This window comes from Micromonospora sp. FIMYZ51, assembly GCF_038246755.1.
GTDB lineage: Bacteria > Actinomycetota > Actinomycetes > Mycobacteriales > Micromonosporaceae > Micromonospora.
Map to the genome: position 1 here is coordinate 2,365,485 of NZ_CP134706.1, position 20,507 is coordinate 2,385,991.

The following is a 20,507-nucleotide window of genomic DNA, read 5'->3' on the forward strand; positions in this document are numbered from 1 at the left end:
CACCTCCCTCAGCCGTGGTGGTGGGTGGTGACCGCCGCGCGCGACGGGGATGCGGCCCGGGCGGAATACTGCGGCGATATCTTCCGGTGGATCGCGTCGAGCCGGACGATCAACGGGCGGTCAGGTGAGCCGGGTCACCCTCCCGGCTCGATCTCACACCCGATGAGAGGCCGGCACAACCCTCCGTGCACGGACGGTGCTGTCGATGGCCAGCAGCCGACCGTTATCGTGGGACCGCCATGGCGAAGATCTTCCAAGTGTCGGCCCGCGCGGGGATGACCCGCGTCGTCGAGCCGATTGCCCGCCGCCTGCTGCGCGCGGGCGTGTCCCCCAACGCGGTCACCGTGACGGGCACCCTCGGGGTGCTCGTCGGTGCCCTCGGCTTCGGTGCCCGCGGTCACCTGGTCGCCGGAGCGGTGATCGTGACGGTCTTCGCGCTGACCGACCTGCTCGACGGCACGATGGCCCGGATGAGCGGCGGCTCCACCCGGTTCGGTGCCTTCCTCGACTCCAGCATGGACCGGGTCGCCGACAGCGCGGTGTTCGGCGCGGTCGCCTTCTACCTGGCCACCGAGGGCGATCGTGCCGGGCTGGCCGCCGCGCTGATCTGTCTGGCCGCGGGCGGGCTCGTCTCGTACGTCAAGGCCCGGGCCGAAGGGCTCGGCATGAGCTGCAACGTCGGCATCGCCGAACGCACCGAGCGGCTGCTGATCGTCGGCGTCGGCGGCCTGCTCACCGGCCTCGGCGTCGAAGCGGCGCTGCCGGTCGCGCTCTGGCTGCTGGCGGCGGTGTCGCTGTTCACCGTCGGGCAGCGGATGCGGCACGTCTACCAGCAGGCCCGGCAGATCGACGTGCCGGGCGGCGGCCGGTGAGCGGTAGCTGCCCGTGAACCTCACCGAACTCGGCTTCGCCGCCGGTTGGCGGCTGGTCCGTGCACTGCCCCGGCCGGTCGCCGCCGCCGGCTTCAACGCGGTGGCGGACCGGGCCTACCGCCGGCGCGGTGCCGGCGCCAACCGGCTGCGCGCCAACCTGCGCCGGGTGGTCGGCCCGGAACTGCCCGAGGCCGAACTCGACGATCTGGTCCGCCAGGGCCTGCGGTCGTACGCCCGGTACTGGATGGAGGCGTTCCGGCTGCCGTCGCTGAGCCGGGAGCAGATTCGCACCGGGTTCCGGCTGGACGGCGCCGAACTGCTCGCCGCCGACGTGGCGGCCGGCCGGGGCGCGGTGGTGGCGCTGCCGCACGCGGGCAACTGGGACCTGGCCGGCGCGTGGGTGGTGGCCAACGAGTGGCCGTTGTCCACGGTCATGGAACGGCTCAAGCCGGAGGGCGTCTACGAGCGGTTCGTGGCGTTCCGCAAGAGCCTGGGGATGGAGATCCTGCCCGCCACCGGGGGCGAACGACCGCCGCTGGAGGTGCTCACCGAACGGCTGACCGCCGGGGCGGTGGTGCCGCTGCTCGCCGACCGGGACCTCTCCGCCCGGGGCGTGGAGGTCAAGTTCTTCGGTGGCCGGAGCCGGATGCCGGCCGGCCCGGCGCTGCTCGCGCTGCGCACCGGCGCGCCGCTCTACGTGGCCTCGATGTGGTACGAACCGGACGCGGCGTGCGCCTCGATCGAGGGCCCGCTGCCGCTGCCGGGACCACAGGAGGGCACGCTTGACGTACGGGTGCGGTCGCTGACCCAGCGGATCGCCGACGGTCTCGCGGCGGGCATCGCCCGGCATCCGCAAGACTGGCACATGTTGCAGCGGATGTGGCTGGACTGAGGGGACGGGCGCAATGCGGATCGGCATCGTCTGCCCGTACTCCTTCGACGTCCCGGGCGGGGTACAGAACCACGTCATGGACCTCGCCGAGGCGCTGATCGGGCTCGGGCACGAGGTGAGCGTGCTCGCCCCGGCGGACGAGGACTCGCCGCTGCCGCCGTACGTGGTGCCGGCTGGGCGGGCGGTGCCGCTGCCGTACAACGGCTCGGTGGCCCGGATCGCGTTCGGTCCGGTCTCCACTGCCCGGGTCCGCCGGTGGATCATCCGGGGCGACTTCGACGTGCTGCACGTGCACGAGCCGCTGGCGCTGAGCCTGTCCATGCTCGCGGTGCTCTCCGCCCGGGGCCCGGTGGTCGCCACCTTCCACACCGCGATGACCCGGTCCCGGGTGCTCGCCGCCGCCCAGGGCGTACTCCAGATCGTGCTGGAGCGGATCACCGCCCGGATCGCGGTGAGCGCGCTGGCCCGCAAGGTGCAGGTCGAGCACCTGGACGGCGGCGCGGTGGAGATCCCCAACGGGGTCGCGGTGGCCAAGTTCGCCGGTGTCGAGCCGCTGCCCGGCTGGCCCGGCGAGGTGACGGCGGGCGGCGGCGGCACCCTCGGCTTCCTGGGCCGGTTCACCGAACCCCGCAAGGGTTTCCCGATCCTGCGCGACGCCTTCGTCGACCTGGCCCGCCAGCGCGCCGGGCTGCGCCTGCTGGTGGCCGGCCCCGGCGACCCGGACGACCTGTTCGGGCAGTTTCCGCCCGATCTGCGGGATCAGGTCACTTTTCTCGGCTTGGTGCCGGAGCAGGAGAAGGCGCGCATGCTGCGCAGCGTGCACCTGTACGTGGCGCCGAACACCGGCGGCGAGTCGTTCGGCATGATTCTCACCGAGGCGCTGGCCGCCGGCACCACCGTCGTCGCCAGCGACCTCGACGCCTTCCGCCGGGTGCTCGACGGTGGCCGGGCGGGGCGGCTGTTTCCCACCGGTGACGCGGTGGCGCTGCGGCGGACGATCGGCGAACTGCTTGACGATCCGGACCAACGGGCGGAGTTGACCGCGTGCGGTAACCAGGTGGTGGCGAATTTCGACTGGCCCGTGGTTGCCCGCCGGGTTCTGGAGGTATACGCAGCGGCGATCGAGGCGACCGATGGGCGGGTGATCGACCAGGAGTGGGTGGGGCCGGACTGACCGGGAGGGACGTGAGCAGCACTACGATGCCGGGCATGTGGTGGGTGGTGGGCGCGACAGTGGTCGTCGCCCTGGTGGCGGCGTACCTGATCTGGACCGCCGGCCGGGTCGAACGGCTCCAGTCCCGTGCCCAGCTCGCCGCCCGCGCCCTGGACGCCCACCTGCTGCGCCGGGCCGCTGCGGCGGCGGTGCTGGCCGAGCGTCGCTACGGCGTCGAGCTGTACGCGGCGGCGCGGATCGCTCTCGATGCGCAGCCGGAGGAGCGGGAGGCGGCCGAGAACGACCTGACCCGCCAGCTGCGGGCGGTCGAGCTGGACCCCACCGACCCGGACTGCGAGGCGGTGATCGCCGCCAGCCGGCGGCTCGCCCTGGCCCGGCAGGTGCACACCGACCTGGTCCGGGACGCGCGTACGGCGCGCGGCCGGCCGCTGGTCCGCCTGCTGCGGATGGGGCGCGGACACTCCTGGCCGCGCTACTTCGACATCGACGACCCGACCCTCGCCGTGCCGCCCGTGGACGTCACCACCAGATGAGCTCCGCCCGCCGCAGCGACGGCACGATCCCCGCCCGCCGGGCCGTCGGCACGATCCCCGCCCGCCGGGCCGTCGGCACGATCCCCGCCCGCCGGGCCAGGATCTCCGCCCGCCGGGCCAGGATGCCCGCCCCCGCGTCGTCGCGGTGACGGCGACCACAGAGCAGGCCACCACGGGTTCGATTGGCTGTCGGAAGGCCGGCCGGCCGGACGTAGCATTTCGCCGTCCCGCCCTGAGCTGCCCGAGGAGCGATGATCCCGTGTCCGAGACGACTTCCCCGAACCTCGACGCCACCCCCGTCGTCGGCACCGCCCGCGTCAAGCGCGGCATGGCCGAGATGCTCAAGGGCGGCGTGATCATGGACGTGGTCACCGCCGAGCAGGCCCGCATCGCCGAGGACGCGGGTGCGGTCGCGGTGATGGCGCTGGAGCGGGTGCCTGCCGACATCCGCGCCCAGGGCGGGGTGTCCCGGATGAGCGACCCCGACATGATCGACGGCATCATCAACGCCGTCTCCATCCCGGTGATGGCCAAGGCCCGCATCGGCCACTTCGTCGAGGCGCAGATCCTCCAGTCGCTCGGCGTCGACTACATCGACGAGTCCGAGGTGCTCACCCCGGCCGACTACGCCAACCACATCGACAAGTGGGCGTTCACCGTCCCGTTCGTCTGCGGTGCGACCAACCTGGGTGAGGCGCTGCGCCGGATCACCGAGGGTGCGGCCATGATCCGCTCCAAGGGCGAGGCCGGCACCGGCGACGTCTCCAACGCCACCACCCACATGCGGAAGATCCGCCAGGAGATCCGCCGGCTGTCCTCGCTGCCGACCGACGAGCTGTTCGTCGCGGCCAAGGAGCTTCAGGCACCGTACGAGCTGGTCAAGGAGGTCGCCGAGACCGGCAAGCTGCCCGTGGTGCTGTTCACCGCCGGTGGCATCGCCACCCCGGCCGACGCGGCGATGATGATGCAGCTCGGTGCGGAGGGGGTCTTCGTCGGCTCCGGCATCTTCAAGTCCGGCAACCCGGCCCAGCGGGCCGCCGCCATCGTCAAGGCGACCACCTTCCACGACGACCCGGACGTGCTGGCCAAGGTCTCCCGGGGCCTCGGCGAGGCGATGGTTGGCATCAACGTCGACGACATCCCCGTCCCGCACCGCCTCGCCGACCGCGGCTGGTGACGTGCGTGACCGCGCCCGTGATCGGTGTGCTCGCCCTCCAGGGTGACGTACGCGAACATCTCGCCGCCCTGACCGGTGCGGGCGCGCAGGCCCGCCCGGTACGCCGGCCGGCCGAACTGGACGCGGTCGACGGCCTGGTCATCCCGGGCGGCGAATCCACCACGATCAGCAAACTTGTCGATATCTTCGAGCTACGCGAACCGATCGACAAGCGGATCGCCGCCGGCCTGCCGGTCTACGGCTCCTGCGCCGGCCTGATCATGCTGGCCTCGGAGGTTCTCGACGGCCGGCCGGACCAGCGTGGCTTCGACGGCATCGAGATGACCGTGCGGCGCAACGCGTTCGGCCGGCAGGTCGACTCGTTCGAGGCGTCGGTGGAGGTCACCGGGATCGACGGTGGGCCACTGCACGCGGTCTTCATCCGCGCACCCTGGGTCGAGCACGTCGGCGCGGACGTCGAGGTGCTGGGCAGGGTCACCGAAGGCCCGGCCGCCGGCCGGATCGTCGCCGTACGCCAGGGCAACCTGCTGGCCACCTCCTTCCACCCGGAACTCACCCACGACCTGCGCCTGCACCGCTACTTCACCCAGCTGGTCCGTACCGCCAGCTGATCCCGCCAGCGCCGTCGCGCATGACGTTGCGGTCACCCGCCCCGGCGGGGCACGGCGACCACGTCATGATCAACGAGGGGGATGCCAGTCAGGAGGGCGCGGGGGTGCGGAGCCAGCAGGCGGGTCAGGGCAGCGGCGGTGGCGGGGTCGGCCGGGAGATGGACCACCAGGCGCTGTTGGTCGTCGGCCAGCTCCAACGTCTCGTACGCCAGGGACAGCGGACCGACCTGCGGATGCCGCAACCGGCGCACGGCGCTGGACCGGGTCGCGACCGGGCGGCGCTGCCACCGCGAGGTGAAGGGTGTCCCGACGGTACGGCCGAGCCGTTCGGCGAATGCGTCCGTGGCGGGATCGCCCTGGCGTAGCCGGTGCAGCTCGGCGACCTGCTGGTCGGCCAGCTCCGCCCAGTCGGGGAAGTGCTCCCGGGCGCGTTCGTCGGCGAAGACGAACCACAGCAGATTGGGCCGGTCGCCGTCGAGCAACCCCAGCGGGCGGGTCAGCCGCTCGAACGCATCGTTCCAGGCAAGCACGTCGCTGACCCGGTTGAGCAGGTACGCGGGCCGGTCCCGCAGCGCGTCGAGCAGCCCGCGAACCTGCGGGCGGACCGTACGCGAGACCGACGGGCGTCGTCCCGCGCACAACTGCCGGTGGTGTTCGACCGACGCCAGCTGTTGCAGGTGTCGCCGGTCGGCGTGATCGAGGCGCAGGGCGTCGGCCAGCGCGGCGAGGATCTCCGGCGAGGGGCGACTGTCGCGGCCCTGTTCGAGCCGGGTCAGGTACTCCACGCTGACCTGGGCCAGTGTCGCGACCTCGGCGCGACGCAGTCCCGGCGTACGCCGTCGGGGGCCGGCGGGCAGCCCCACCTGCTCGGGCCGCAGCGCCTCGCGCCGGCTGCGCAGGAACGCGCCCAACTCCCCGTCCATCATGTACTCCAGTCTGCCCGCACCGCCGCCGATCAGGGTGGCCCCACCGGGGCCAGCCTCCCGCCGGTCTCCCCGGGATGCCGAACCGCCGGTGAGGTGGAGTCATGAGACAGCAACAACCTTTCGTCATCGGCGTGATCGTGGGCAGCAGCCGTCCGGGCCGACGGGGGCCGACGGTGGCTGGCTGGGTGACCGAGGTGGCGGCTGGCGAGGGTCGGGCGGCAGCGCTGCTGGCAATGATCACCGCCGTCCTCGACGGGGCCCGCGACGTCGCCCCGGTGGCATGAGCATGGCGACGATCCTGATCAGGTACCGGGTCCGGCCGGACCGCCTGGCCGAGCACCTCACCCTGCTCGACGCGGTCTACGCGGAACTGGCCAAGCTCGGGCCGCCCGGGTTCCGCTACCTGACGCTGCGGCTCGATGACGGGCACAGCTTCATCGACGTCGCGATGGGGCCGGAACTGCCGGGGCCGTTGGCGGTACTGGCGTCCTTCCGCAGCTACCGGGCCGATCTGGAGGAGCGCTGCGAGCAGCGGGATGTTGCGGAGTTCACCGTGCGTGGTTCGTACGGCATGGGGGAGTAGCCGCCGTCCGCTATGCGCCCATCTGCGGCGATCGACATGACTGTCGGCGTGCGGCGGGTGACGTCCACCCGTCGCACGTCGGTAGGATTGTCGAGATTCGGCAGGGCCATCTGGCCGTCACGGCTTCTCACCAGAGCTGACCGGCACCACCGTGTGCGCCGGTGGGGAGCGGGGGCGTGCGCGGTGCGGTCGATGCAGCCGGCGGGTAGCAACGGAGGTAACAGATGTCCGGCCACTCAAAGTGGGCGACGACCAAGCACAAGAAGGCGGTCATCGACGCCAAGCGCGGCAAGATGTTCGCCAAGCTGATCAAGAACGTCGAGGTCGCGGCGCGGACCGGCGGCGGCGACCCCGCCGGCAACCCGACGCTCTACGACGCGATCCAGAAGGCCAAGAAGAACTCGGTCCCCAACGACAACATCGACCGCGCGGTCAAGCGCGGCTCCGGTCTGGAAGCCGGCGGTGCCGACTACCAGACGATCATGTATGAGGGGTACGGCCCGAACGGCGTCGCGCTGTTGATCGAGTGCCTGACCGACAACCGCAACCGCGCCGCCACCGAGGTACGCACCGCGCTGACCCGCAACGGCGGCTCGTTCGCCGACGCCGGTTCGGTGTCGTACATGTTCTCCCGCAAGGGCGTGGTGATCGTGCCGAAGACGGGCACCACCGAGGACGACGTGATGCTGGCGGTCCTCGACGCGGGTGCCGAGGAGGTCAACGACCTGGGTGAGGCGTTCGAGGTGGTCTCCGAGCCGGGTGACCTGCTGGCCGTACGCACCGCCTTGCAGGACGCCGGCATCGAGTACGAGTCGGCCGAGTCCTCGCTCATCCCCAGCGTCACCGTGCCGCTTGACGAGGAGGGCGCGCGCAAGATCTTCAAGCTGATCGACGTCCTGGAGGACAGCGACGACGTGCAGAACGTCTACGCCAACTTCGACGTCTCCGACGAGGTGATGGCCGCCGTCGGCTGACGACCGACTCTCGTTCGTTGGATATACGCACCTCCCGGATATATTCTTGTCCGGGAGGTGTATCTCATGGCCAAAACCCTGTTGGATCTCGATGAGGATCTTCTGGCGGAGGCGACTGCCGCGCTCGGCACCGCGACCAAGAAGGAGACGGTGACAGCGGCGCTCCGGCAAGCGGTGGAGTCCAGCCGGGAGCGGCGACAGCGGGCCCTGGCTGACCTCCAAGACGTCGCTGACGCGGGCGGCTTCGATTTCGATCAGCTCGACGAACTCGACCGTTGAAGTACCTCATCGACACCAGCGCCCTGGTCCGCATGGTTCGTCGTCAAGTCGACCCGCAGTGGTCCGACCTTGCTGCTCGCGGCCTGATCGCCATCTGCGACCCGGTGCTCGTGGAAACACTGACCATCGCGGATGCCAAGGCATACGACCGGGTCGAGCGAGGGCTGCGCGACGTGTATCCCTGGGTGCCCGTGCCAGACGATGCCTGGCAGGTCGTGCGAGCGGTGCGACAGGAACTCGCCAGCCACAGCGCCCACCAAGGGCTCTCCGTGGCGGATCATCTCGTGGTGGCCACCGCGATTCGGCTGAAGCTGGTGGTGCTTCACCGGGACGCCGACTTCGAGACCGCAGCCCGGCTCGTGCCGCAGCTGAGCCAAGAGCGGATCACCTGACCGCCGCCGAGACACCGACTCGCGTACGCGCTCCGGAAGCTTTTGGCACTTGCTAGAGATGTCTTTCTAAAGCATTCTCTACTATATGGCTGACGATCTGCCCCGGCGTTCCATCAAGGTCGATGACCCCCGCGCCCTGCGCGCGTACGCGCACCCGCTGCGGATGCGTCTGATCGGGCTGCTGCGCGGTGAAGGGCCGATGACCGCGACGCAGGCGGCAGCCCGGCTCGACGACAACGTGCCGAACTGCTCGTTCCACCTGCGCCAACTCGCGAAGTACGGTTTCGCCGAACGGGTGCCCGGGGCGGACGGTCGGGAACGACCCTGGCGGGCCACCACCCAGTACACCTCCTGGGACGACGACTCCGACGATCCGGCGATGCGGGCCGCCACGGACCAGATCAACAACGTGATGGTCGCCCTCTACCTGCAACGCGCGCAGGACTACCTGGCAATCCGCGCCGACGAGCCCGCCGAGTGGCGCGCCGCCGCCGGCTTCGGCGACGCGCTGCTGTACGTCACCGCGGCCGAACTGCGCGAGGTCACCGAGCAGATCGACGCGCTGCTGGCCCGGTACGACGAACGGCTCGCCGATCCGGCGAAACGCCCGCCCGGCTCCCGGCCGGTGACGGTCGTCCAGATGGCGCTGCCCCGAAAGACCGCGCCCACCGAGGAGCAGCCGGCGGGGTCCGGCCATGAGTGAACCACTCGTCCTCACCGAGCCGGCCGATCCGGCACCGCCGCGCCGGTCGCGAGTGCCGACGCTGTTGCGGCAGCCGGACTTCCGCCGCTACTGGTCCGCGCAGACCGTCTCGCTCTTCGGCGACCAGGTCACCATGCTCGCCGTACCGCTGCTGGCCCTGCTCGCGGTCGGTGCCGGACCCGCCGAGATGGGCTACCTGACCGCCGCCTCGCTGCTGCCCAACCTGTTCTTCTCCCTGCCGGCCGGGGCCTGGGTTGACCGACACCCGCGTCGGCGTCAGGTCATGATCGTCACCGACCTCGGGCGGGCGGGGCTGCTGCTGGCGGTGCCGCTGCTCTGGTGGATCGACGCCCTGAGCCTGCCGCTGCTCTGCGCGGTGGCCTTCCTGATCGGGACCCTCTCGGTCTTCTTCGAGGTGGCGCACAGCAGCCTCTTCGCCGCGCTCGTCAAGCGACCGGACTACGTGCAGGCCAACAGCTTGGTCAACGGCAGCAGGGCGATGGCACACGTGGCCGGCCCGAGTATCGGTGGCGTGCTGGTGCAGGTGCTCACCGCCCCGGTCGCGCTCCTGTCCGGGGTGTTCACCTACCTGGGCTCGGCGGCCTTCCTGGCCCGGACGAGGGTCATCGAGCACGCCGCGTCGAGCGGCTCCGGCCTGGGCATGGCCGCTGGTGTGCGGTACGTGGCCCACTCCACGATCCTGCGCGCCACGCTGCTGGGCACCACCACGCTCAACCTGTTCAACTACATGTTCGCCGCGCTCTTCGTGCTGTACGTGACCACCGAACTGGGCGTCTCCCCGGGCATGCTGGGCCTGATCATCGGGGCCGGCGCGGTCGGTGGACTGCTCGGCGCGACGATCACCGGCGCGGTCAGCCGGCGGATCGGCATCGGCCCCGCCGTACTCCTCGGATTCGTCGCCTTTCCGGCCCCGCTGATCCTCGTGCCGCTGGCCACCGGACCGCAGCCGCTGGTGCTCGCGGCGCTGTTCGCCGCCGAGTTCATCTCCGCCCTGGGCGTCATGGTCCTCGACATCGCGGTCGGTTCGGTCCAGATCGCCGCCACGCCGGTGGCGATGCTCGCCGTGGTCGCCGGCTTTCGACGCACCGTCAACTACGGCATCCGACCGATCGGCGCCGTGATCGGCGGAACCCTCGGGGCGACGATCGGGGTACGTCCCGCCCTCTGGATCGCCAGCCTCGGCGCCCTGCTCGGGGTGCTCTGGGTCGCCTTCTCCCCGCTACGCGCCATGCGCGTCCTGCCCGAGGGCGATGAGGAGACAGGCCGAGATCCGGGAAAGTAGCGGCCCGGAGAGCCGTGGCCCGGTCAGGGGAAGAGGGTGGCGGGCGGCAGGAGACGGCCCTCCCGGGCGTGGGAGTAGTCGCGGGACCCGGTCACCAGGCCGGCGTCGTCGAAGCGCAGCAGGGTGCAGCCGGAGATGGTGAGCGGGCGGTCCGACGGGTAGGTGACCGCCCAGTACTCGACCGTTGCCAGGTCGCCGTCGACCTGTGGTTCGCCGAACCAGACCTCGGCCGGGCGGGTCTCCTCCGCGAAGCACTCCGCCACGTACGCCCGCAGCCCGGCCCGCCCCCGGCACGGGCGGAACATGGACGCCCAGTGGTCGGCCTGCTCCGCGTGCAGGTTGACGATGCGCTCCACGTCCCTGGTGGGCCAGCCCTGGGACCAGGCGTCCGCCCAGCGCCGGGCCGCTTCCCGTACGTCCATGATCATGCTCCTCGTCTCGATGGTGCCCGGACTTCTACCAACCGCCTGTGACATCTGAGCGCTTCGCTGGCGACCGGGGCGCCCTCGGTGTGGTCCAGGCCAGGAAACGCTCGAACAGCTCGGCCGGAGTGGGCGGGGGAGTCTCGTGCATCAGATCCCCGGTGGCGTCGAAGAGAAGTCCGGCCAGGTAGACCGAGAGACCGACCCGGTCGGGGCCGTACTCGACCCGGAGCAGCATCCGGGCCACCGGGCACGGCCAGGCCCCGCCGCACGCCCGACACCGCCAGCTGGGCCGCTCCGGCAGATGCCGATGCACCTGATGCAATCGGCTCAGTGGCTGGTCCCGGGCGGGCGGCAGGGCGGGTGAAGTCATGCCTCCATGCTGACGAAGGCCGTTGTCTGTGTCAACAGGCTGCGTAGTTGTCGGAGTCGAATGATGTTGACGCTGTCATTGTCAACCTATGGAGTTGGTGGGCGTGTCGGAGATCAGAGCGATGCTGGGGAACGTCTCCCGGCAGCGTGCATCCGTCATCGCCAACCAGCGGAACTTCCCGGAGCCCATTGCCGTACTGGCGATGGGCAAGGTGTGGCGGAAGTCGGATGTGGAGGCATGGATCAGGGAGCACCGGCCCGAGTTGGCGGGGGAGTGAGGGCTGAGCGCTTCGCCCCGGGCGAGGTGGTCGTACGGCGGGAGGTCCTGCGCGGCGAGGTGTGGTTCGGCTGCCCGACGATCTGCGTCGAGGACTCACCCGACCTGCTCGCGCTCTACCTGCCGCCGGGAGCCGAGTTCGGCTTCCCCGACGAGGGCACCTACCCCTGCGGCCGGCACCCCTGGCAGCTCGCCGGGCACACCGTCTGGACCGGGCACGGCAAGCTGATGTTGCAGCGCCCGGGGGAGGCGCACTCGGTCGACGTGTTCTGGTCCGGCCCGGCGCGCTCCTTCGCCGGCTGGTACTTCAACCTCCAGGATCCGTTCCGGCGTACGCCAATCGGGGTGGACACCCTCGATCATGAGCTTGACCTGTGGTGGGCGGCGGACGCCGACCGGTACGTCTTCAAGGACGTGGAGTTGTTCGCCCAGCGGCTGGTGGAGGGGCGCTACCCGGGGATGGCTGCGGCGATCCGCGCCGAGGGCGACCGGATCGCCGCGTTGCTGGACGCGGGTGACCGCTGGTGGGACGAGTCCTGGGCGGCCTGGCGGCCCGACCCGGCCTGGCCCGTCCCGCGCCTGCCTGCCGGCTGGTCGGCGGTCCGGGCCTGACCTGGGTCGGGCGCGCAGGCGTTCAGCTCACCGTCTCGCGCTCGCGCCAGGCGGTACGCAGCGAGGTGCGGCCGTTGGTACGCAGCAGCGACCCCTCGTAGACCCGGGCCCCGGCGAGCAGGAACCCGACCGCCGCCACCAGCAGCAGGACCAGCGACACCGGCAGTTCCCAGCCGGCCGCGTCCCCGCTGAACAGCCGCAGCGGCATCGCCGTCGGCGAGGAGAACGGCAGGTAGGACAGCACCTGCATGGCGGTGGGGTTGTCGTTGAGGAAGACCACCGCGAAGAACGGCAGCATCACCGCGAGCTGCACCGGCGTGGACACCCCGCCGATGTCCTCAAGCCGGTTGACCAGCGCGCCGGCCGCCGCCCACATGGCCGCGATCAGCACGAAGCCGAGCAGGAAGAACGGGATGAACCAGCCGATCGCCGGGGCGAGCAGCGAGAGCAGCCCGGTGTCGCCGCCCCAGGCCACGCCGGCCACCGCGACCAGGGCCACAAGCGCGATCTGCCCGAGCGCCAGGAGTGTGCCGGCGAGCATCTTGCCGGCCAGCAGCGCCCGGACGGACACCGCGGAGACGAGGATCTCCACGATCCGGGTCTGCTTCTCCTCGATGATGCTCTGCGCGATCTGCACGCCGAAGGTCTGTGAGGTGATGAAGAAGACGAAGGCGAAGGCGAACGGCACGAGGAAGGCAAGCGCCGGGTCCACCGCGTCGGGATCCAGCAGCTGGACCGGCGGCGCACTGCTCAGCGCGGAGACCACCTCGCGGGGAGCCTCGGTCATGGCGAGCACGGCCGGGCCGGTGACGACCGCGGCGTCCACGTCGCCGTCGCGGACCGACTGCTCCGCGGCGGCGTCGTCGGGCACCGTACGCACCTCCAGACCCGCCTCGCGCAGCGGACCGGCCATCGCCTCGGTCGCCGCCACGCTTGGCGGCCCGCCGGCCAGCAGCGGCGGCAGGATGGTCGCCGCCGCAGCGATCAGCAGGAAGACCAGGGTGCTGATCAGGAAGGTACGGTCGCGCAACTTGACCCGGATCTCCCGGGCGGCGACCAGGCGGGTGGCCTCGAAGGTGTTCACTGGGTGACCTCTCGGAAGATCTCGGCGAGGGAGGGGCGGACCGGGCGGAACGCGCGCACCGGGCCGCGTTCCAGTGCCGCCCGCAGCACCGGCTGCTCGTCGGCGCCGGGGGCCAGATCGAACACGGCGCGGGCGCCGTCGAGGTCGACCAGACTCACCCCGGGCTGGTCCCGCAGCCAGCCGGCGTCGGTCTCCACGACCAGTTCGAACCGGGGCGTGGTGTACGCGGCGCGCAACTCCTCGCGGCTGCCGGCGGCGCGGATCGCGCCGTCCGCGATGATCACGAGGTCGTCGCAGAGCCGCTCGACGACGTCCAGCTGGTGGCTGGAGAAGAGCACCGGGGCACCGGCGGCGGCCCGCTCGCGCAGCACCGTGACGATCGTGTCCACGGCCAGCGGGTCCAGGCCGGAGAAGGGTTCGTCGAGCACCAGCACCTCGGGGTCGTGCACCAGCGCGGCGGCGATCTGGGCGCGCTGCTGGTTGCCCAGCGACAGCGTCTCCAGCAGGTCGCCGCCCCGTTCGGCCAGCCCGACCCGCTCCAGCAGCGCGTCGGTGGCACGTTGGGCGTGCCCAGCGGCCATCCCGTGCAGCCGGCCGAGGTAGGTCACCTGGTCGCGTACGGTCATTTTGGGGTAGAGGCCGCGTTCCTCGGGCATGTAGCCGAACCGCTGCCGAACCTCCCGGCTCAGCGGCGTTCCGCGCCACGTCACCTGGCCCGCGTCCGGTGCGAGCACACCGAGGACGATGCGCATGGTGGTGGTCTTGCCGGCGCCGTTGCCGCCGACGAAGCCGGTCATCCGTCCGGCAGTGACGTCGAAGGTGACGTCTTTGAGTACCTGACGGTCGCCGAAGCTGCGGTCGACGCCGTCGAGGCGGAGCACGCTGGTCATGGTGAGAACGCTAGGGCGTCGATGGCCGACTGCCGTCCGCCCGCCGACGGAGATCGTCATTCCGCCGCTGGGCGGAGGTCGCTCACCCGCCGGGCCGGACCACCCCGTGTTCGTACGCGAAGACCACCGCCTGCACCCGGTCCCGCAGGCCCAGCTTGGCCAGTACCCGGCTGACGTGTGATTTGACGGTCGCCTCGCCGAGGTGCAGCGCGCCGGCGATCTCGGCGTTGCTGGCACCCCCGGCGACCAGCACCAGCACCTCCCGTTCCCGGGGCGTGAGGTCGCGCAGCGCCGCCTGCGCCGAGGCGCCGACGACACCGGCGTCGCCGGGCCGGGCGAAGGTGGCGATCACCCGCCGGGTGAGTTCCGGGGCGAGCAGGCCGTCACCCCTGGCCAGCACCCGGATCGCCTCGATCAGGGTCTCGGGCGTGCCGTTCTTGAGCAGGAAGCCGCTGGCTCCGGCGCGCAGCGCGGCGAACAGGTAGTCGTCCCGGTCGAAGGTGGTGAGGATCAGCACCGCCGGGCCGCCCGGGGTGTCGGTGTCGGCGCTGATCCGCCGGGTCGCCTCCAGGCCGTTGACTCCGGGCATCTCCACGTCCATCAGCACCACGTCCGGGCGTAGCGCCCGCGCCATGCCGACCGCCCGTTCGCCGTCGGCGGCCTCGCCCACCACCTCGATGTCGTCCTCCACCTCAAGGATGACCCGGAAGCCGGTGCGGACCAGATGCTGGTCGTCGGCGAGCAACACCCGGATCGGCCGGCCGGCGTCGGCAACCGCGTCCGTGCTCATGCCGGCGTTCCCGTCGGAACCGGCAACGGCAAACGGACCCGCACCCGCCAACCACCGCCGGTACGCGGACCGGCCTCGAACTCGCCGCCGTGTGCGGCGACCCGTTCCCGCATCCCGATCAGGCCCAGCCCGTCGGCGTTCGTCGGGCGGGTGGCCCGGCCGTCGTCGGTCACCTCGACCTCCACCTCGTATGCCAGATAGCGGATCCGTACGTCGAGCGTTCTCGCCCCGGTGGCGTGCTTCAGCGCGTTCGTGGTGGCCTCCTGGACCACCCGGTACACCGCCTGGGAGAGCGACCCGGGCAGCGGCCTCGGCTCCCCGTACCTGCCCAGGGTGGCGTGCAGTCCCGCCTCGCGCGCCCGCTCCAGCACGGCGTCGACCTGGTCGACTCCGGCGGCCTGACCGGTGCCCTCACCGGCACCGTCGGTGTCGCGGGCGCGCAGCACGCCGAGCATCCGGCGCAGCTCGTCGACGGCCGTACGGGCGGTCTCCTCGATCGCGGTGAGCGCCATCCGGGCCTTCCCCGGATCCTTGTCGAAGACGCGGCGACAGGCCGACGCCTGCACGCCCATCACCGACACGTGGTGGGCGACCACGTCGTGCAACTCGCGGGCGATCCGGACCCGCTCACCGATCACCGCGTGCTCCCGGATCTGGGCCTGCGACCGCAGCAGCTGCTCCGTGTGCCGGGCCAACTCGTGCTGCCGTTGGGCGGCGATCCAGGCGGTCTCCCCGAAGGCGTACGCGAACCCGAAGAACAGCACGTTTATCAGTACCCCGGTGACGATCGCGGCGAGCATCGGCGGCACCGGCCCGACCGCCTCCGCGAACGCGTCCGCAGGGATCGTGTCGAAGCTTGTCGCGTAGGAGATGCCCAGCCAGACGAACATCGCGCCGATGATGCCGATCCGCAGCCGCCGGGCCAGCCGGCGATCCCGTCCCCAGGCGCCAAGCGTGTAGATGGCGGCGAACAACGCCCACTGGGACAGCTGCCACTCCGGCACGGCGCGGACCTGCGCGCCGATGAACGCGGCGGCGATGACCAGCGCGGTGGCGGCGGGGAAGCGGCGGCGCCAGATCAGCGGCAGCGGCACCGCGACGGTCCAGAGCAGCTGTTCGATGCCGGACGGCGGGGGCCCGAGCAGGAAGCTCCCGGTGCTTCTGGCCAGGGTGAGGCTGAGCAGGGCCAGGGCCGTCGCGGCCAGCCCGGCGTAGAGGTCCAGACGCTGCTGTTCGGGGGTGGGCCCCGGCCGTCGCCAGGCGTCCCCCGTTTCGGTGCTCACCCCGACCAGGATGCCACCATCCGCGGCGTCGACGTGGTCCGCGCTCGGCGGACCGTGGGGACAGACACCCTGGTCAGTCGAGACCGTGGCCGGCCATCGGCGGAAGCGGGCAGTGCAGCAGGCCGCAGATCGTACGCAGCAGTTCGACCTCGGGCACGCTCATCATCCCGTCGTGCCCGATCACCGCGACCACCGCCGCGACCAGCCGTTCCTTGTCGTCCGGCCGCAACCCGTCCAGCACCGGCCAGGCGGTCTCCAGGGCGAGCACACCGTTCTCCGGCGGCGCGTACGGCAGGCTGGTCCCGGGCAGCAGGGCGGCGATCCCGGCCTGGAAGGCCCGTTCGGCCTCGGTGCGGTCGGGGTTCCCGACCTGGGCGAGGATGGCCAGCAGGGCGGCTGCCGCCGACCGGGCGTCGGTGAGTTTGCGCCGGTCGGTGCGCCAGCGGGAGTCCGGCCGCAGCGACTCCTGGATCTCGGCCAGCAACAACCGGGAGAGGCAGTACTCGGTCACGTTTATCGCACCGTCGGCGTGGATCAGCGTGAACACGGCCGCGAGCAGCCCCTCCAACTGCTGACCCGGCCGCTCGCGCAACGCCGGGAAGGTCAGCTCGGCCAGCGGCAGCCGCAACTCGGCGGGCAACTCGGCCAGCTCGTCCGCCGCGCGCAGGGCACCGTCGGCCAGGTCGCGGCCGTGCTGCTGGGCCAGTGCGGCGTACTGGTGCTGCCGGACCTCCGGCTCGGCGCTGAGCAGCAGGCCGAGCAGCAGGGGTACGGCCGTCTCGCGGTTGCGGGCCCGGTCGAGCAGCGGGTCCGGGATGCGGTCGAGGATGGCCGCGGCATGGGTGTAGGCGGTCTCGGTGGGCGCGGCGACCCGGCCCAACACCTCCTCCGGCACCACCCGCACCCGGGCGTCGGGTCCGGGCCGGCCCGACGTGGGCTGGCGTGCCTGGCCCGACGTGGGCTGGTGTGTCTGGCCCGACGTGGGCTGGCGTGCCTGACCTGGCGTGGGCTGGCGTGCCTGACCCGACGTGGGCTGGTGTGTCTGGCCTGGCGCGCCGGCCGCGGGCCGGCCGGTCGGGGCCAGGCCGAGCGCGAGGTCTTCCTGCCGGCCCGAGGGCGGGGCCGCCGCCCACTGCCGCGACAGCCGTTGCAGCTCGGCCGGGTCGAAGGAGGGCTCCAGCACCCTGATCCGGTCGGCAAGCGGCGGATGGGTGGCGAACCAGGAGGTCCGGGCCGCCTCGCCGAAGAGCATGTGTCCGACCTCGTCGCGCTTCGGGGACTTCAGCTCGGAGCCGTCGGTCAGCCCGCCGATCTTCTTCAGCGCCCCGGCGATGCCCCGGGTCTGCCGGGTGTACTGCACGGCCGAGGCGTCGGCGAGGTACTCGCGTTGCCGGGACACCGACGCCTGGATGAGTCGCCCGGCGAGGACCCCGACGTAGCCGGCCACCAGCAGGGCCACCCCGACCAGCGCCAGCGGGTTCACGCCGCCGCCGCTGTTGTTGCGTTGCCGGCCACCGCCGCCGAGGACACCGGCGCGGGCCAGGCCGCGACCGACCACGGTCAGGAAGAGGATGCCGAAGAGCAGGCCCATCAGCCGGATGTTGAGCCGCATGTCGCCGTTCACCACGTGGGCGAACTCGTGGGCGATGACCCCCTGCAACTCGTCGCGGTTGAGCCGCTGCAACGCGCCCCGGGTGACCGCCACCGCCGCGTCGGAGGGGCCCCAACCGGCGGCGAAGGCGTTGATCGCCGCCTCGTTCGGCAGGACGTAGACCTCGGGCACGGGCACACCGGAGGCCAGCGCCATCTCCTCGACCACGTTGCGCAGCCGGCGCAGCTCCGGGTCGGTGGTGTTCGTGGGCACCGGCACGCCGCCCAACTCGCGCGCCACCTTCCCGCCGCCGCCGCGCAGTGCGAGCGTACGCACCAGCGCGGCCAGCCCGATCGCCGCGACCGTGCCCACGCTGACCACCGCGATCAGCCCGAGCAGCTGCTCCGGCGGGCCGGCGGTGGCGTTGAACGCGACGATCGCGGCGAGGTTCACCACCACCACGATGCCGATCACGGCCAGCACGAACAGCAGCACCAACCGGGTCGACAGCCGGCGGACCTGGCGCTGCCGTTCGAAGAAGTTCATCGGCGACTCAGAACGAGACCTGCGGGGCCTGACGCTGCGTCGGGTCGTCCGGCTGGAAGAGCGCCGCCGGCCCGAACGAGAACATCCCCGCGACCAGGCTGGACGGGAAGACCTCGCGCTTGTTGTTGTAGGCCATCACCGAGTCGTTGTACGCCTGGCGGGCGAAGGCGACCCGGTTCTCCGTCGAGGTCAGCTCCTCCGACAGCTGCATCATGTTCTGGTTGGCCTTCAGGTCCGGGTACGCCTCGGAAAGCGCGAAGAGCCGGCCCAGGGTGGCGGTGAGCGCGTTCTCCGCGCCGCTGAGCTGCTGCATCGCCGCCGGGTCACCGGGGGCCGCCGCCGCGCTGGCCTGCGCGTTGACGGCGGCGTTGCGGGCGGAGATCACCGCTTCAAGGGTTTCCCGCTCGTGCTTGAGGTAGCCCTTGGCGGTCTCGACCAGATTGGGGATGAGGTCGTGCCGCCGGATCAGCTGTACGTCGATCTGGGCGAAGGCGTTGCGATAGGCGTTGCGGGCCCGGACCAGCCCGTTGTAGATCGACACGCCGAAGCCGAGCACCGCCACGACGATCAGCACCAGACACAACAATCCGATGATCAGTTCCACGGCCGCTCCCTCGGTACGCGTCGGTCCTACCCCTGATCATCGTACGTTCGACCACCCACCCCCACCCCCACCCACCCGTCCCCCACCCCCTTCAGCGTTGATCATGAGGTTGGCGGCACTCGTTGATCTTCAAACTGCCGCCAACCTCATGATCAACGGGGTGGGGGTGGGGTGGGGGTGGGGGTGGGGTGGGGTGGGGTGGGGGTTAGGGGGTGGGGCGGGGGCTTTTAGGGCGCTGTCGATGATGTCCCAGATGGTGATTGCGACGATCACCACCACGCTGATCCGGGAGACCGTGTCGACGCCGCCGTCGCGCAGCCAGGCGAAGTGGGCCACGAAGTCGGGGTTGAAGAACCGGTCGGTGAGCAGCAGCCAGATCACCGGCACCGCGTACGCCAGGTTGAGTACGACGTTGACCAGGACCAGCCGTCCGGTCCACCGGCGGGCCCGGTACTTGGCGAGTTCCAGGACGATGGTGCCGAGCAGGACCGCGATCAGCACCGGCAGCCAGGAGGTCCAGAGCGCCGGATCGATGATCGGCAGCCGACCGTCGTCACCGACCACCGTCTGGAAGTGCTGCCACGGCAGGAACCCGATGAACAGCAGCAGCATGACGATCGAGGCGCAGGTGTCGGCGAGGTTGGTGTCGCGCCGGGCGGACGAGTCGGGGAGTCGGTCGACGGACCAGCGCGGCAGGTTCAGCGAGGTGCCGAGCCGTTCCAGCAGGGCGAAGACCGCCGTCACCCAGAACGCGATCTGTAGCGCGACGTTGATCGCCGTGGAGATGCCGGCGCCGATGGCGCCCCCCACGTTGTCGCTGGTGGTGGCCTGGACCACCCCGACCACGGTGCCGACGATGGCCGGAATGGTGCTGACCAGCACGATCAGCAGCCGTTGCCAGGCCAGGTAGTACTCCGGGCCGATGAGTTGGAGCCGGCGGTTGGCGTAGCTGGCGGCGAGTTGGGCCGGGTCGCCCAACTCGTTGAGCACGTCACGCTCGGCGGTGGCGGCGTCGACGCCGTCGGCGGTGCGGCCGTCGATCATGTCCGCGATCGAGGCGCGCAGCTCGGTGTCGATCTCGTCGCGTCGGTCGGCCGGTACCGAGCGCAGGGTGGCGGCGAGGTATCGGTCGGTCAGGGTGGTCGTCATCGGGGGGCTCCTTCGATCAGGGTGGCCAGGGAGGACTGGACGGTGGCGAGGTCGGCGAGCAGTCGCCCGAGCAGCTGCTCGCCGGCCTCGCTGGTGCGGTAGAACTTGCGCGGCCGGTTCTCTTCGGTGTTCCACTCGCTGCTCAGGAGCCCTTGCTCCTCCAGTCGCCGCAGCAGGGGATAGAGGGTGTTGGCGTCGACCGGAAAGCCGTGCCCGGTGAGCCGTTGCAGCAGTGCGTAGCCGTAGTCGGGCTGGCGGAGCGCGACCAGGCTGGCCACCACCACCGTTCCCCGGCGTAGCTCCTGAAGGTGTGTCCGCAGCACGTCGTCGCTGACCATGCGTCACACGATAGTGTGTGCCACACACTATCGTCCAGCCCGCAATAATGTCCGCTGGGCAACATGGTGTCGGTCGAGGCGTTTCGCGTCACAAAATAAAACTTTGCAGAGGCTGCATCTTTGGCTCTAG

General features: G+C 71.3%; 27 protein-coding genes. 16 read left to right on the top strand and 11 right to left on the bottom strand.

Going from position 1 to position 20,507, the window contains the following annotated elements:
- Positions 1-239 precede the first annotated feature (239 nt).
- From pgsA to pdxT, 7 genes are all read left to right on the top strand, one after another.
- Positions 240-872 (top strand): phosphatidylinositol phosphate synthase, encoded by a 633-nt coding sequence (gene pgsA, locus QQG74_RS11515; RefSeq protein WP_341720280.1) that lies wholly within the window; start codon positions 240-242, stop codon positions 870-872.
- 13 nt (positions 873-885) lie between these two features.
- Positions 886-1,764 (top strand): phosphatidylinositol mannoside acyltransferase, encoded by an 879-nt coding sequence (locus tag QQG74_RS11520; protein ID WP_341720281.1) that lies wholly within the window; start codon positions 886-888, stop codon positions 1,762-1,764.
- Between the two features lie 13 nt (positions 1,765-1,777).
- The gene (locus QQG74_RS11525) at positions 1,778-2,938 is read left to right on the top strand and encodes a glycosyltransferase family 4 protein (RefSeq protein WP_341720282.1); all 1,161 of its coding nucleotides are present in this window, start codon (positions 1,778-1,780) and stop codon (positions 2,936-2,938) included.
- Between the two features lie 26 nt (positions 2,939-2,964).
- A complete protein-coding gene (locus QQG74_RS11530) occupies positions 2,965-3,471 on the top strand; it encodes a hypothetical protein (RefSeq protein ID WP_341721207.1) in 507 nt (168 codons plus the stop codon).
- Positions 3,468-3,620, top strand: coding sequence for a hypothetical protein (locus tag QQG74_RS11535; protein WP_341720283.1), 153 nt, complete (start codon positions 3,468-3,470; stop codon positions 3,618-3,620). Before QQG74_RS11530 ends, QQG74_RS11535 begins: the two co-directional genes overlap by 4 nt.
- A gap of 110 nt (positions 3,621-3,730) precedes the next feature.
- On the top strand, positions 3,731-4,648 hold the full coding sequence (gene pdxS / locus QQG74_RS11540; protein WP_341720284.1) for a pyridoxal 5'-phosphate synthase lyase subunit PdxS: 918 nt from the start codon (positions 3,731-3,733) through the stop codon (positions 4,646-4,648).
- Positions 4,649-4,653: 5 nt separating this feature from the next.
- Complete coding sequence (pdxT, locus tag QQG74_RS11545) at positions 4,654-5,259, top strand: pyridoxal 5'-phosphate synthase glutaminase subunit PdxT (protein ID WP_341720285.1); 606 nt, start codon at positions 4,654-4,656, stop codon at positions 5,257-5,259.
- Between the two features lie 32 nt (positions 5,260-5,291).
- On the opposite strand, the gene QQG74_RS11550 is transcribed toward pdxT, so the two are convergent.
- A complete protein-coding gene (locus tag QQG74_RS11550) occupies positions 5,292-6,185 on the bottom strand; it encodes a helix-turn-helix transcriptional regulator (RefSeq protein ID WP_341720286.1) in 894 nt (297 codons plus the stop codon).
- A gap of 101 nt (positions 6,186-6,286) precedes the next feature.
- On the opposite strand from QQG74_RS11550, the gene QQG74_RS11555 reads away from it, so the two are divergent.
- From QQG74_RS11555 to QQG74_RS11585, 7 genes are all read left to right on the top strand, one after another.
- A complete protein-coding gene (locus tag QQG74_RS11555) occupies positions 6,287-6,469 on the top strand; it encodes a hypothetical protein (RefSeq protein ID WP_341720287.1) in 183 nt (60 codons plus the stop codon).
- Entirely contained in the window at positions 6,466-6,768 is a 303-nt protein-coding gene (locus QQG74_RS11560) for a hypothetical protein (protein ID WP_341720288.1), read from the top strand. Before QQG74_RS11555 ends, QQG74_RS11560 begins: the two co-directional genes overlap by 4 nt.
- A gap of 224 nt (positions 6,769-6,992) precedes the next feature.
- Entirely contained in the window at positions 6,993-7,742 is a 750-nt protein-coding gene (locus tag QQG74_RS11565; protein ID WP_341720289.1) for a YebC/PmpR family DNA-binding transcriptional regulator, read from the top strand.
- Positions 7,743-7,808: 66 nt separating this feature from the next.
- Positions 7,809-8,021, top strand: coding sequence for a type II toxin-antitoxin system VapB family antitoxin (locus QQG74_RS11570; protein WP_341720290.1), 213 nt, complete (start codon positions 7,809-7,811; stop codon positions 8,019-8,021).
- Entirely contained in the window at positions 8,018-8,413 is a 396-nt protein-coding gene (locus QQG74_RS11575) for a PIN domain-containing protein (RefSeq protein ID WP_341720291.1), read from the top strand. Before QQG74_RS11570 ends, QQG74_RS11575 begins: the two co-directional genes overlap by 4 nt.
- An 85-nt stretch (positions 8,414-8,498) precedes the next feature.
- Positions 8,499-9,116 (top strand): helix-turn-helix domain-containing protein, encoded by a 618-nt coding sequence (locus QQG74_RS11580; protein WP_341720292.1) that lies wholly within the window; start codon positions 8,499-8,501, stop codon positions 9,114-9,116.
- Complete coding sequence (locus tag QQG74_RS11585; RefSeq protein ID WP_341720293.1) at positions 9,109-10,419, top strand: MFS transporter; 1,311 nt, start codon at positions 9,109-9,111, stop codon at positions 10,417-10,419. Before QQG74_RS11580 ends, QQG74_RS11585 begins: the two co-directional genes overlap by 8 nt.
- Positions 10,420-10,442: 23 nt before the next feature.
- On the opposite strand, the gene QQG74_RS11590 is transcribed toward QQG74_RS11585, so the two are convergent.
- Positions 10,443-10,841, bottom strand: a complete 399-nt coding sequence (locus QQG74_RS11590; RefSeq protein WP_341720294.1) for a nuclear transport factor 2 family protein — start codon at positions 10,839-10,841, stop codon at positions 10,443-10,445.
- Positions 10,842-10,875: 34 nt separating this feature from the next.
- Positions 10,876-11,214, bottom strand: coding sequence for a hypothetical protein (locus QQG74_RS11595; protein WP_341720295.1), 339 nt, complete (start codon positions 11,212-11,214; stop codon positions 10,876-10,878).
- 88 nt (positions 11,215-11,302) lie between these two features.
- On the opposite strand from QQG74_RS11595, the gene QQG74_RS11600 reads away from it, so the two are divergent.
- Positions 11,303-11,491 (top strand): hypothetical protein, encoded by a 189-nt coding sequence (locus QQG74_RS11600; protein ID WP_341720296.1) that lies wholly within the window; start codon positions 11,303-11,305, stop codon positions 11,489-11,491.
- Positions 11,488-12,102 (top strand): DUF402 domain-containing protein, encoded by a 615-nt coding sequence (locus QQG74_RS11605; RefSeq protein WP_341720297.1) that lies wholly within the window; start codon positions 11,488-11,490, stop codon positions 12,100-12,102. The genes QQG74_RS11600 and QQG74_RS11605 overlap by 4 nt, the downstream gene beginning before the upstream one ends.
- Before the next feature lie 22 nt (positions 12,103-12,124).
- Here QQG74_RS11605 and QQG74_RS11610 read toward each other — a convergent pair whose 3' ends face one another.
- The 8 genes from QQG74_RS11610 to QQG74_RS11645 all read right to left on the bottom strand — a co-directional run bounded on the left by QQG74_RS11610 (position 12,125) and on the right by QQG74_RS11645 (position 20,377).
- On the bottom strand, positions 12,125-13,186 hold the full coding sequence (locus QQG74_RS11610) for an ABC transporter permease (RefSeq protein WP_341720298.1): 1,062 nt from the start codon (positions 13,184-13,186) through the stop codon (positions 12,125-12,127).
- Positions 13,183-14,076, bottom strand: coding sequence for an ATP-binding cassette domain-containing protein (locus tag QQG74_RS11615; protein ID WP_341720299.1), 894 nt, complete (start codon positions 14,074-14,076; stop codon positions 13,183-13,185). The genes QQG74_RS11610 and QQG74_RS11615 overlap by 4 nt, the downstream gene beginning before the upstream one ends.
- Before the next feature lie 82 nt (positions 14,077-14,158).
- A complete protein-coding gene (locus QQG74_RS11620; RefSeq protein ID WP_341720300.1) occupies positions 14,159-14,866 on the bottom strand; it encodes a response regulator transcription factor in 708 nt (235 codons plus the stop codon).
- Positions 14,863-16,149: a sensor histidine kinase gene (locus tag QQG74_RS11625; protein WP_341720301.1), complete on the bottom strand. Its 1,287-nt coding sequence runs from the start codon at positions 16,147-16,149 to the stop codon at positions 14,863-14,865. Before QQG74_RS11625 ends, QQG74_RS11620 begins: the two co-directional genes overlap by 4 nt.
- A 73-nt stretch (positions 16,150-16,222) precedes the next feature.
- Positions 16,223-18,286 (bottom strand): M48 family metalloprotease, encoded by a 2,064-nt coding sequence (locus QQG74_RS11630; protein ID WP_341720302.1) that lies wholly within the window; start codon positions 18,284-18,286, stop codon positions 16,223-16,225.
- A gap of 7 nt (positions 18,287-18,293) precedes the next feature.
- Positions 18,294-18,890 (bottom strand): LemA family protein, encoded by a 597-nt coding sequence (locus tag QQG74_RS11635; RefSeq protein ID WP_341720303.1) that lies wholly within the window; start codon positions 18,888-18,890, stop codon positions 18,294-18,296.
- Positions 18,891-19,019: 129 nt separating this feature from the next.
- Complete coding sequence (locus QQG74_RS11640) at positions 19,020-20,039, bottom strand: permease prefix domain 1-containing protein (protein WP_341720304.1); 1,020 nt, start codon at positions 20,037-20,039, stop codon at positions 19,020-19,022.
- Positions 20,036-20,377, bottom strand: coding sequence for a PadR family transcriptional regulator (locus QQG74_RS11645; protein WP_341720305.1), 342 nt, complete (start codon positions 20,375-20,377; stop codon positions 20,036-20,038). Before QQG74_RS11645 ends, QQG74_RS11640 begins: the two co-directional genes overlap by 4 nt.
- Between the last annotated feature and the right edge of the window lie 130 nt (positions 20,378-20,507).

Excerpts from the sequence above, each read along its gene's own strand:
- QQG74_RS11590 (WP_341720294.1), bottom strand. The coding sequence starts at position 10,841 with ATGGACGTACGGGAAGCGGCCCGGCGCTGGGCGGACGCCTGGTCCCAG.
- QQG74_RS11640 (WP_341720304.1), bottom strand. The coding sequence starts at position 20,039 with ATGACGACCACCCTGACCGACCGATACCTCGCCGCCACCCTGCGCTCG.
- QQG74_RS11580 (WP_341720292.1), top strand. The coding sequence starts at position 8,499 with ATGGCTGACGATCTGCCCCGGCGTTCCATCAAGGTCGATGACCCCCGC.
- QQG74_RS11585 (WP_341720293.1), top strand. The coding sequence starts at position 9,109 with ATGAGTGAACCACTCGTCCTCACCGAGCCGGCCGATCCGGCACCGCCG.
- QQG74_RS11615 (WP_341720299.1), bottom strand. The coding sequence starts at position 14,076 with ATGACCAGCGTGCTCCGCCTCGACGGCGTCGACCGCAGCTTCGGCGAC.
- QQG74_RS11570 (WP_341720290.1), top strand. The coding sequence starts at position 7,809 with ATGGCCAAAACCCTGTTGGATCTCGATGAGGATCTTCTGGCGGAGGCG.
- pgsA (WP_341720280.1), top strand. The coding sequence starts at position 240 with ATGGCGAAGATCTTCCAAGTGTCGGCCCGCGCGGGGATGACCCGCGTC.
- QQG74_RS11530 (WP_341721207.1), top strand. The coding sequence starts at position 2,965 with ATGCCGGGCATGTGGTGGGTGGTGGGCGCGACAGTGGTCGTCGCCCTG.
- QQG74_RS11565 (WP_341720289.1), top strand. The coding sequence starts at position 6,993 with ATGTCCGGCCACTCAAAGTGGGCGACGACCAAGCACAAGAAGGCGGTC.
- QQG74_RS11630 (WP_341720302.1), bottom strand. The coding sequence starts at position 18,286 with ATGAACTTCTTCGAACGGCAGCGCCAGGTCCGCCGGCTGTCGACCCGG.
- QQG74_RS11560 (WP_341720288.1), top strand. The coding sequence starts at position 6,466 with ATGAGCATGGCGACGATCCTGATCAGGTACCGGGTCCGGCCGGACCGC.
- QQG74_RS11645 (WP_341720305.1), bottom strand. The coding sequence starts at position 20,377 with ATGGTCAGCGACGACGTGCTGCGGACACACCTTCAGGAGCTACGCCGG.
- QQG74_RS11595 (WP_341720295.1), bottom strand. The coding sequence starts at position 11,214 with ATGACTTCACCCGCCCTGCCGCCCGCCCGGGACCAGCCACTGAGCCGA.
- QQG74_RS11525 (WP_341720282.1), top strand. The coding sequence starts at position 1,778 with ATGCGGATCGGCATCGTCTGCCCGTACTCCTTCGACGTCCCGGGCGGG.
- QQG74_RS11550 (WP_341720286.1), bottom strand. The coding sequence starts at position 6,185 with ATGATGGACGGGGAGTTGGGCGCGTTCCTGCGCAGCCGGCGCGAGGCG.
- QQG74_RS11535 (WP_341720283.1), top strand. The coding sequence starts at position 3,468 with ATGAGCTCCGCCCGCCGCAGCGACGGCACGATCCCCGCCCGCCGGGCC.
- QQG74_RS11555 (WP_341720287.1), top strand. The coding sequence starts at position 6,287 with ATGAGACAGCAACAACCTTTCGTCATCGGCGTGATCGTGGGCAGCAGC.
- QQG74_RS11600 (WP_341720296.1), top strand. The coding sequence starts at position 11,303 with ATGGAGTTGGTGGGCGTGTCGGAGATCAGAGCGATGCTGGGGAACGTC.
- QQG74_RS11620 (WP_341720300.1), bottom strand. The coding sequence starts at position 14,866 with ATGAGCACGGACGCGGTTGCCGACGCCGGCCGGCCGATCCGGGTGTTG.